This window comes from Heyndrickxia acidiproducens DSM 23148 (genome assembly GCF_000374345.1).
Lineage (GTDB): Bacteria > Bacillota > Bacilli > Bacillales > Bacillaceae_C > Weizmannia > Weizmannia acidiproducens.
Genome location: NZ_KB894000.1, coordinates 35,389 through 46,258 on the forward strand (window position 1 = coordinate 35,389; position 10,870 = coordinate 46,258).

Consider the following 10,870-nt stretch of genomic DNA (forward strand, 5'->3'; position numbering starts at 1 on the left):
TTCAAGCATCCTTTTTCTACTTCTCCTTCTCAACGCTTTTTCCTATCTTTTATTAACTTTATCATATTATATTTGGAGCAAAATGTTAACCAATACATTGCTGCAGGCGTGATTTTACTTTGTCTCTCCCAAGCAGTTCAATCAGGCTCTGGAGTTCAGGGCCGTGGCTGGAACCGCTGACCGCTACACGGATCGGCATGAACAGCTTTTTGCCTTTATGACCGGTTGCTTTTTGGACCGCTTTGATCGCTTTTTTAATTTCAGGTGCTTCGAATACTTCCAGCTTATCAAGTTCCTGCAAAAATGCCGCCAGCACTTCCGGTACTTGTTCTTCGCCTAAAATGGCCTTTGCTTCTTCATCATACTCGACTTTCTCAGTAAAGAAAAGCTTCGAAAGCTCGACAATTTCCGCGCCATAGCTCATTTGTTCCTGATACAGGGAGACGAGTTTGCGTACCCACTTATCTTCTTCCGGCGTCCTTTTTTCCGGGACAAAGCCGGCTTTTACAAGATGCGGCAGCGAAAGTTCGACAACTTTATCCAGATCCAGCTTCTTCATATACTGGTTATTCATCCATTCCAGTTTATGCCGGTCAAATAACGCCGGCGATTTTGAAAGCCTTGACGGATCGAAAATTTGAATGAGTTCTTCACGCGAGAAGATTTCCTCTTCACCTTTTGGGGACCAGCCAAGCATTGCAATAAAATTAAAGAGCGCTTCAGGCAGGTAACCCAGATCAGCATACTGCTCAATGAATTGAATAATGCTGCCATCGCGTTTGCTCAATTTTTTGCGGTGTTCATTCACAATCAAAGTCATGTGGCCGAAAACCGGCGGCTCAAATCCAAACGCTTCGTAAATCATCAATTGTTTCGGCGTATTCGAGATATGGTCATCCCCGCGCAAAACATGTGAAATTTCCATTAAATGGTCATCCAGCGTAACCGCAAAGTTATAGGTCGGGATCCCGTCTTTTTTCACAATGACAAAATCGCCGATGTCATCTGACTCAAATGATACTTCTCCTTTGACCATATCATTGAACGTGTAGACCCGGCCTTTCGGAACTTTAAACCGGATGCTCGGTTCTCTGCCCTCTGCTTCCAGTCTTTCCTGGTCTTCTTTTGTCAGATGGCGGCATTTACCGGAATAGCGCGGCGTTTCCCCGCGGGCAATCTGCGCCTCGCGTTCTGCTTCCAGCTCTTCTTCCGTACAGTAGCATTTGTAGGCCAGACCGCGGTCCAGGAGATCATTATAGTATTTTTTATAAATATCGAAGCGTTCCGATTGCCGGTAAGGGGCAAATTTTCCGCCGACATCGATGCTTTCATCCCAGTCCATGCCAAGCCATTTTAAATATTTTAATTGGCTTTCTTCTCCGCCTTTGACATTCCGTTTCTGGTCGGTATCTTCAATCCTTATGACAAACGTGCCGCCTTGGCTGCGCGCAAATAAATAATTAAATAAGGCTGTACGGGCATTGCCGATATGCAGAAAACCTGTCGGGCTTGGCGCATAACGGACCCTGATATCTTTTGTCATGTCGATTCTCCTTTATTTCTGTCACTTATTCGGGTCACAAAGGCATCCTTAGCCTTTGTCCATCTTTAAGACCGTGGGAGGTGAGCCCCCCACTGACACTGATTGAAATTTCACTTTATCCTAGTTTATTTTATCACCGTCTGTGGGCGGATGAAAGGTTTAGATGAAATTCAGCCGCTCAGGCTTCTTCCAAAAGGATCACCGCCTGGGCGGCAATTCCTTCTTCCCGCCCGGTGAACCCGAGCTTTTCAGTAGTGGTTGCTTTTACATTCACTTGCTCCACTCCACCTTCCAGTAACTCGGCGATCCTTTCGCGCATGCTGCCAATATGCGGGGCCATTTTCGGCTGCTGGGCGATAATCGTGCAGTCGACATTGCCCAATTTAAACCCTTTTTGTTTCACAAGCCTCCAAACATACATCAGCAATTTAGCGGAGTCGGCATTTTTAAATGCGGGGTCAGTATCCGGGAAATGCCTGCCAATATCGCCTTCTCCGATTGCTCCGAGGCATGCATCCGCTACTGTGTGCAGCAGGACATCTGCATCTGAATGTCCGAGCAGTCCTTTGTCATGGGGAATGTGAACGCCACCAATCACTAAAGGGCGCCCCTCTGCCAATTGGTGTACATCAAACCCTTGTCCGATCCGGATCATTTTTTTCGCCTCTTTCCTCAGCTTTTTATGGATATAACCGTCTCTCTTTACGGGCATATTTTTTTAGAATCGCTTCTGCAAAATAGAGATCTTCCGGCGTTGTAATTTTTATATTATCATAACTCCCCATGACAATATGTACGGGAATGCTTAAACGTTCAACCAATGAAGCTTCATCCGTGCCTAGAAAATGTTCGGCAGCCGCTTTTTCGTGTGCCATCTTCAATAAAGGCATGCGAAAAGCTTGTGGCGTTTGAACCTGCCACAAGCTGCTGCGCTCCACCGTTTCTGTAACGGTATGGCCTTTTACCCTTTTTATTGTATCTTTAACCGGAACCGCTGCAATTGCGGCTCCTTTTTCCGCTGCAGCCCTCACCAATTCACGGATCGTTTCAGGCTGGATAAAAGGCCTTGCGCCATCATGCACGAGAATGATCCCGGCCCCGCCTGCAAGCCCCAGGCCGTGGTACACGCTGTACTGGCGTTCATCCCCGCCGCAGGTAAAAGCGATTTTGCCGGCACCGGGCATTTCGTTTACAACTTCAGACATTTTCTGCCGGTCCTGCGGCTGGACTGGCAGGATGATCTTCCGGCAGTCGGGATCCCGCAAAAAAGTTTCTGCCGTGCGGGCAATCACCGGCCTGCCATCCAGTTCCAGAAATAATTTATTCATTCCGGCTCCCATTCGCTTGCCCTGCCCGGCTGCGGGAATAATCACATCATAATCCATACCGAATCCGTTCCCCCATTATCTGCATTTCTTCTTATAATGCCTTTTCCAATAATTTTGGTTTTGCAAAAATCATCCGCCCGGCTGAAGTTTGCAGCACACTTGTAACCAGAACATCGATCCGTTTGCCGATATAATTCTTGCCTTCCTCCACGACAATCATCGTGCCATCATCCAGATAGGCAATCCCCTGGTGATGTTCTTTCCCGTCTTTAATCAGCTGGACATTCAATTCTTCACCCGGCAGTACAACCGGTTTGACCGCGTTGGCCAAATCATTGATATTCAGCACCCGGACTTTTTGAAATTCGCATACTTTATTTAAATTATAATCATTTGTAACCACAATGCCGTTTGTCAATTTGGCGAGTTTAATCAGCTTGCTGTCAACTTCCTGAATATCCTCAAAATCGCCTTCATACATCTGCACTTCAATCGGCAGATCATTCTGGATCCGGTTTAGAATATCAAGCCCGCGCCTTCCCCTGTTTCTTTTCAGGGCATCTGACGAGTCTGCAATATGCTGCAATTCTTCAAGCACAAACAGCGGGATTACAATCGGGCCGTCTAAAAATCCGGTTTGGCAAATATCTGCAATCCGGCCGTCTATAATGACGCTCGTATCGAGAAGTTTCATGGTTTTTGCCTGCGCGGGTGCTGCTCCTTCCTGCTCGTGTTCGGTTAAACCCTTACGTTTATGCGGACGGTTAAAGAAAAGATTGACAAACTCCTCTCTTTTCTTAAATCCTACCTGGAATCCGATATAGCCCAGCAGCACTGTAAATATAATCGGTACTACTGTATTTACAATCGGAATGCCTCTAAATGGAATGGCCACCAGGTAGGCAATGAACAAACCAAATATTAAACCGAGGCTTCCGGATAATATTTCTGTTATCGGGACTTTGACTAATGAATCTTCAAACCAATCGACAAAATCAACGATATAATGAATAGACCAGAAAGATATAAGATAAAAGATAAGAGCACCTAGCACTGCCGAAGAATATGGATTGGCAATTATCATATAGTGGGACAGATTCATGAGTCTGAAAACATCCGGCAATAAAAACACACCGAGCGTACCGCCAACCAAAACAAGACAGATTTGCACCAGTCTTTTTAACATATTTTCACCTCCTTTAATCATTATAAACAAAAAATATAGTTTAAAACGTATGGTGGTACATTATTTTTAGTATGCAGTCTAACTGAAATCTGCTGCACAGATTCAGTATTGTCAGGCATCATTTAATCCCCCTCCCTTCCGTTATGGTTGCCTTAGTGGTCACCATAATCTATTATCCAAACAACACCTGTTTTATTTTTTCCCGGCCGACGCCCTGGCTTCCCCATCATTCGCCTGCCTGGTGCAATTAACCGATAAATTCCAGACAGCGGGCGATAAGGGGGGTTTTTAGCTTCATTCCCCCAGTGCGAACTGCAGTGCTTCCTGGACAGAGGCTGCCCCGATCACTTCAATTTCACCCGGAGGCGTCCATCCTCCCAAATTATTTTTTGGAATAATGGCCCGTTTAAATCCAAGTTTTGCCGCTTCCTGTACACGCTGCTCAATTCGCGTCACCCTTCTGACTTCGCCTGTCAAGCCCACTTCACCAATGATACAGTCTTCCGCTTTCGTAGGCTGGTCCCGGAAACTGGAGGCCACACTTACAGCAATCGCCAAGTCAATTGCCGGCTCATCCACCTTCAATCCGCCGGCTACTTTTAAATACGCATCCTGGTTTTGGATCAGAAGCCCTGCCCGTTTTTCCAGCACCGCCATAATTAGCGTCACCCTGCCCTGGTCAATTCCCGTTGCCATTCGCCTTGGCATATTGAAAAATGTCGGGGCCAATAGCGCCTGGATTTCTACCAGTACCGGCCGCGTCCCTTCAATCGAAGCTACAACGGTTGAACCCGACGCACCTTTTGTCCGCTCCTCCAAAAAGATTTCAGAAGGATTTTTGACTTCTTCAAGCCCCATTTCTTTCATTTCCAGGATAGCAATTTCATTGGTGGAACCAAAGCGGTTCTTTACCGCTCTTAAAATACGGTATGAATTATGCCGTTCCCCTTCAAAGTAAAGAACGGTATCAACCATATGCTCAAGTACTCTTGGTCCGGCCAGCGATCCTTCTTTTGTCACATGGCCGACGATAAAAATGGCAACTCCTTTTGTTTTTGCAATCCTCATCAGCTGCGAAGTGCTTTCCCTTACCTGCGAAACGCTCCCCGGAGCTGAAGTGATATCAGGGTGGTAAATGGTTTGAATGGAATCAATGATGACAAAGTTCGGTTTTAATTCATCAATGGCCTGCTGAATGTAAGCCAGATTGGTTTCAGGTAAAACATATAAATGTTCCGCATTGATTTTTAAACGGTCCGCTCTTAACTTCGTCTGCTTTGCAGATTCTTCTCCGGAAATATAAAGGACATGAAAATCATGCTCCGCCAGCTGTGCCGATACCTGCAGCAGCAAGGTAGACTTACCGATCCCCGGGTCCCCGCCGATCAGCACAAGCGAACCGGCAACAATACCGCCGCCCAAAACACGGTTCAACTCTTCAAACTCCACTTTTGTCCTTTTTTCTTCCTTAGATTCTATAGACGTAATAGGGGCTGCTTTGGTTTCACTTCCCGGCTCAGTATGTAAAAAATATCCCTTTGGTTTCGGTGTTTCAATTTCCTCCACCATTTGATTCCACTGGTTGCATTGGGGGCATTTTCCCATCCATTTTGGTGATACATACCCGCAATTCTGGCAAACAAATTTCACCGTCTTTTTTGCCATACGTAACCCCTTTCCTTACTGTACTTCTATTTTAAAGGTCTTTACATAATATTTACTTAACAAGTTCCCTATTGATAAAAAAAGGGTACAATTGTCATGCCCGATTGTACCCTTTCCATCCACTATCATGAATTGGTCGAGACTGTTTCAGACTCCTTCATTTCTGTGAAAGTAAACTCGCCGTCCTGCACATCGACCTTTACATTTTGCCCTTCTTTGACATTGCCTTTTAACATTTCTTCAGAAAGGCGGTCTTCAATATTCTTTTGAATGGATCTGCGCAACGGCCGCGCCCCGTATTCAGGGTCATAGCCTTTTTCAGCAACTTTCTCTTTTGCAGCATCCGTCAGGACCAATTCAATCTGGTGTTCTTTCAGCCGGTCCGACAATTCCTTCACCATCAATGTGACAATTTCTTTCAATTGTTTCCGCTCCAGTGAATGGAAGACAATTGTCTCATCGACACGGTTTAAGAATTCAGGACGGAAGGCTTTTTTCAATTCTTCCAGTACTTTATCCTTCATATCCTTGTAGTCTGCATCCGCCGTATCCTGAACGCTGAAACCGACAAATTTATTTCGTTTCAAAGCATCCGCCCCGACATTGGATGTCATGATCACAATCGTGTTGCTGAAATCCACGGTGCGTCCTTTAGAATCTGTCAAACGCCCATCATCCAATACTTGCAGAAGAATGTTAAAGACATCCGGGTGGGCTTTTTCAATTTCATCGAGCAGGACTACAGAATATGGTTTTCTGCGTACCTTCTCTGTCAGCTGCCCGCCTTCTTCAAATCCGACATATCCAGGAGGAGAACCAACCAAGCGGGAGGTTGAATGTTTCTCCATGTATTCCGACATGTCAATCCGGATCATTGCCTCTTCATCGCCAAACATTGCCTCGGCTAACGCACGCGCCAGCTCTGTTTTCCCGACTCCTGTAGGCCCAAGGAATATAAAGGAACCGATCGGGCGTTTTGGATCTTTTAATCCTGCCCGTGCCCGGCGGACTGCCTTTGCCACGGCAATCACCGCTTCCTCCTGGCCAATCACGCGGGAATGGAGAATTTCCTCTAAATGCAGTAATTTTTCTGTTTCTGTTTGCGCTAATTTGGTTACCGGAATTCCTGTCCAGCTGGAAACAACCAAAGCGATATCTTCAACGGTCACTTCGCTATTTTCCTGGCCTTGTTTTTCCTTCCAGTTTTTCTTGGTTTCCTCCAGTTGTTCACGCAACTTCTGCTCGGAATCCCTGAGTGAAGCAGCTTTTTCAAATTCCTGGCTTTGCACGGCTGCATCTTTTTCTTTGCGGACCTCTTCCAGTTTCAATTCAAGCTCTTTCAAATTTGGCGGGGTTGTAAAGGAACGCAGGCGCACTTTAGAACCCGCTTCATCAATTAAATCAATCGCTTTATCAGGCAGGAACCGGTCTGCTATATAACGGTCTGACAGTTTAACAGCCGCCTCAATGGCTTCATCGGTAATGGAAACACGGTGATGGGCTTCATAGCGGTCCCTTAAGCCCTTTAAAATTTGAATAGATTCTTCTGCTGACGGTTCATCCACCTGGATTGGCTGGAACCTTCTTTCCAAAGCAGCGTCTTTTTCAATATATTTTCGGTATTCATCTAACGTAGTGGCCCCGATGCACTGCAGTTCACCGCGTGCAAGTGATGGTTTTAAAATATTGGATGCATCAATTGCACCTTCTGCTCCGCCTGCGCCAATTAATGTATGCAATTCATCAATGAACAAGATAATATTTCCTGCCTGGCGGATCTCATCCATTACTTTTTTCAAACGATCTTCAAACTCACCGCGGTATTTCGTGCCGGCAACGACCGTACCCATATCCAGCGTCATCACCCGTTTGTCGCGCAGCGTTTCCGGAACTTCATTATGAACAATCTGCTGGGCGAGGCCTTCTGCAATCGCCGTCTTCCCGACACCCGGCTCGCCAATTAAGACCGGGTTATTTTTTGTCCGCCGGCTCAGCACTTCAATGACACGCTGGATTTCCTTGCTGCGGCCAATCACCGGGTCAAGCGAATCTTCCCGCGCAATTGCCGTCAGATCACGTGCCAGGCTGTCCAGTGTTGGTGTGCTTACATTAGCAGCCGATCCGCCCTGCATGGACGCTTCACTGTTTCCTAATAATTGCAGCACCTGCTGCCTTGCTTTATTTAAACTGACACCCAGATTTGTCAAAACGCGTGCTGCGACACCTTCGCCTTCACGGATTAGACCGAGGAGGATATGTTCTGTTCCGACGTAGGAATGCCCGAGTTTGCGTGCTTCATCCATTGACAGTTCAATCACTTTTTTGGCTCTCGGTGTATAGTGGATTGTTTGGGAAATTTCCTGGCCATTTCCAATCAGATTTTCAACTTCTTCCTGGATCTTTTCCGAGCTTAAGCCGAGTCCGTATAATGCTTTGGCTGCAATGCCTTCCCCTTCGCGAACCAGCCCAAGCAAAATATGCTCTGTTCCGATGTTATTGTGTTTTAATCGAATGGCCTCTTCCTGTGAAAGCGCCAGTACTTTTTGGGCTCTTTCAGTAAATCTGCCAAACATCATCTGTCATTCCTCCTGTTCATTTGATCTCCTCAAGTCTCAAACGCTCTCTAATCAGTGTAGCCCTTCTTATATCCCTTTCATACGGGCGAAGTGTCCTTCCCGCGTACTGTTGCAGAAAACCCGGCTGTGTTAAAATCATTAATTCATTCAAAATATGTTTCGAAATGTTTTGAATATAACCGAGATCAATCCCTAACCGGACATCAGATAAGCATTGGGCTGCCTCTGCTGTTTCAATAATCCTGCTGTTCTGCAGTACACCCAGCGAACGAAAGACTCTGTCTTCTAATTGTATGTTGGACGTCTGCATCAATGCTTCCCTTGCTGATCTTTCCTGCTCAATGATTTGCTTAATGATGCTTGTTAAATCCGAAATAATGTCTTCTTCAGATTTTCCCAGCGTCATTTGATTGGAGATTTGGAAAATATTGCCGATGGCTTCGCTGCCTTCACCATAAATTCCTCTCACAACCATTCCGAGCTGATGGATGGCCGGGATGATCTGTTTGATGCGCTGCGTCAGGACAAGGCCCGGGAGATGCAGCATTCCTGATGCCCTGATTCCTGTACCGACATTTGTCGGGCAGCTTGTCAGGTACCCCAGCTTTTCGTCAAAAGCGTAATCCACCCGGCTTTCAAGCAAGTCATCAAGATTTTCAGCTTTATCAAGCGCCTCTTGCAACTGAAGTCCGGGAGAAAGACATTGTATTCTTAAATGATCCTCCTCATTTATCATAATACTAATATCTTCTTCATTTGACAAAATAACTGCACCCACGTTTGCTTCTTCGGCTAGTTGGGGACTGATCAAATGCTTTTCAACCAATACCCTTTTTTCCAGCGGTTTCAGCTCATCCATTTTTAAAAATTCAGCATGGATCTCATCCGGGAAATGGTTGAGAGCAACATCCTTTATTGTAGAAATGATTTCCCTTGCTTCCTCATTACTAAACAAAGTTGGGAAACGGTAATTTTTTAGATTTCGGGCAAGCCGGATCCGTGAAGTCAGCACAATTTCGGATTCCGGCCCTTCCTGGTTCATCCATGAACTGGATACTTCATTTAAAAAATGTTCCAATGACATTATTGCTGGCCTCCTTTTTCGGAAGAAGCACCCTCTAACGCCCGGATCTGGTCACGCAGTTCCGCAGCTTTTTCAAATTCTTCCTGTTCAATTGCCAAATGCAGGGCTTCTTTTAATTCAGCCATTTTTTTCTTTGTGTAAATAGAGCCGCCGATGCGCGCCGGAATTTTCCCTTCATGTTCCAGATTCCCGCCATGCAGCCGTGAGAGAATCGGCTCCAATTGATGATGGAAAGTCTCATAGCAATGCGGGCACCCGAACCGGCTCGTGCTTAAAAATTGGTTAAACGTCATGCCGCAATGGCTGCAGCGCAGAACGTCATGGTTGGGAGCCGCTTGTTGTTTGACAATTTGAAGTGCCGGATCAAAATTAAACAATCCTGAAAGCAGGTTATCGAAAGAAAAGCTTTTCCCCCAATCTAACGAAAACATTTCACCTTTTTCCCGGGCACAATGTTCGCACAAATGGAATTCCGTTTTTTGGCCGTTTACAATTTTGGTAAAATGCATGGTAGCCGGCCTTTCATTACATTCCTGGCAAATCACGTCTTTCTCACCTCTTTAACATCATTTATATTTTAAAGTGGTCAGCATAGACTTCAGTATTCTTGCACGCAACTCATCCCGTTCGGGCAGTTGGATATACAATACCGAGCGGTCCATTACACTTAGCATAATTTTAGCTTCCCTTTTGGAAATGACTTCTTCCTCAACCAACCGGAAAATGATAGCCTCTGCATTTGACTGTGAAATGACATTCCCGATGTGTATCAAAAGCTGGTCGATCAGTTCCGCATCACTTTCCGGTCTCACTTTTATAATCCGGATGTAACCGCCCCCGCCCCTCTTACTTTCAACAATATACCCTTTTTCAACCGTAAACCTCGTATTAATCACATAATTTATTTGTGAAGGGACACATTGGAACCTGTCTGCGATTTCATTCCGCTTGATTTCCAATATCTCGGTTTCATTTAATTCTAAAATACGCTTCAAATAATTTTCAATAATGTCTGAAATATTTCTCATCAAAGCCACCTCCTGTTTATTTTGACTTTGACTATATTTGACTTTAATTATACATGATATACTACGGAAAATGCAACTAGGAAAACTGCCCACTTTTCAGTATTTCTGTTTGTGGGGAGGATTAGACGTTTTTATTGTATTTTAGCAGATCTGGGTTATTATTTGTCCGGAAAAATGGGTGAGATGGGGAAAACGGGGACATTCGAATATTTTACGCATCAAAAAGGCCAGCTGAATCAGCTGGCCTTTGTTTGCCCGGCAACGTCCTACTCTCGCAGGGGGAAACCCCCAACTACCATCGGCGCTGAGAAGCTTAACTTCCGTGTTCGGGATGGAAACGGGTGTGGCCTTCTCGCCATTATTGCCGGACCGTATTAAGTTGTAAAGGATGTATTCCTTCAAAACTGGATAGGAGAAAAACGGTAAAACCAAGAATTGCACTTCTAAACTGTCCAGCTCC

Annotated in this window: 9 protein-coding genes, 1 rRNA gene and 1 other annotated feature (1 of these 11 cut by a window edge); all 10 genes read right to left on the reverse strand. The window is 45.5% G+C overall.

Going from position 1 to position 10,870, the window contains the following annotated elements; translation table 11 throughout:
* Nucleotides 1–42 (reverse strand) — a binding site (T-box leader) (it extends 185 nt beyond the left edge of the window).
* Between the two features lie 43 nt (nt 43–85).
* Nucleotides 86–1,543, reverse strand: a complete 1,458-nt coding sequence (gene gltX / locus C232_RS0110535; RefSeq protein ID WP_018663984.1) for a glutamate--tRNA ligase — start codon at nt 1,541–1,543, stop codon at nt 86–88.
* Nucleotides 1,544–1,721: 178 nt separating this feature from the next.
* Nucleotides 1,722–2,198, reverse strand: a complete 477-nt coding sequence (ispF, locus tag C232_RS0110540) for a 2-C-methyl-D-erythritol 2,4-cyclodiphosphate synthase (RefSeq protein ID WP_018663985.1) — start codon at nt 2,196–2,198, stop codon at nt 1,722–1,724.
* 25 nt (nt 2,199–2,223) lie between these two features.
* A complete protein-coding gene (gene ispD / locus C232_RS0110545) occupies nt 2,224–2,928 on the reverse strand; it encodes a 2-C-methyl-D-erythritol 4-phosphate cytidylyltransferase (protein WP_018663986.1) in 705 nt (234 codons plus the stop codon).
* Between the two features lie 34 nt (nt 2,929–2,962).
* Nucleotides 2,963–4,057 (reverse strand): PIN/TRAM domain-containing protein, encoded by a 1,095-nt coding sequence (locus C232_RS0110550; RefSeq protein WP_018663987.1) that lies wholly within the window; start codon nt 4,055–4,057, stop codon nt 2,963–2,965.
* Nucleotides 4,058–4,351: 294 nt separating this feature from the next.
* Nucleotides 4,352–5,722: a DNA repair protein RadA gene (radA, locus tag C232_RS0110555; RefSeq protein WP_018663988.1), complete on the reverse strand. Its 1,371-nt coding sequence runs from the start codon at nt 5,720–5,722 to the stop codon at nt 4,352–4,354.
* Between the two features lie 125 nt (nt 5,723–5,847).
* A complete protein-coding gene (gene clpC / locus C232_RS0110560) occupies nt 5,848–8,298 on the reverse strand; it encodes an ATP-dependent protease ATP-binding subunit ClpC (RefSeq protein ID WP_018663989.1) in 2,451 nt (816 codons plus the stop codon).
* Between the two features lie 16 nt (nt 8,299–8,314).
* Nucleotides 8,315–9,382: a protein-arginine kinase McsB gene (locus C232_RS0110565; RefSeq protein WP_018663990.1), complete on the reverse strand. Its 1,068-nt coding sequence runs from the start codon at nt 9,380–9,382 to the stop codon at nt 8,315–8,317.
* Entirely contained in the window at nt 9,382–9,927 is a 546-nt protein-coding gene (locus tag C232_RS0110570; protein WP_018663991.1) for a protein-arginine kinase activator protein McsA, read from the reverse strand. The genes C232_RS0110565 and C232_RS0110570 overlap by 1 nt, the downstream gene beginning before the upstream one ends.
* Nucleotides 9,928–9,948: 21 nt before the next feature.
* Complete coding sequence (locus C232_RS0110575; RefSeq protein WP_018663992.1) at nt 9,949–10,410, reverse strand: CtsR family transcriptional regulator; 462 nt, start codon at nt 10,408–10,410, stop codon at nt 9,949–9,951.
* A 253-nt stretch (nt 10,411–10,663) separates the two neighbouring features.
* Nucleotides 10,664–10,779 (reverse strand): 5S ribosomal RNA (gene rrf, locus C232_RS0110580).
* Nucleotides 10,780–10,870: the final 91 nt, after the last annotated feature.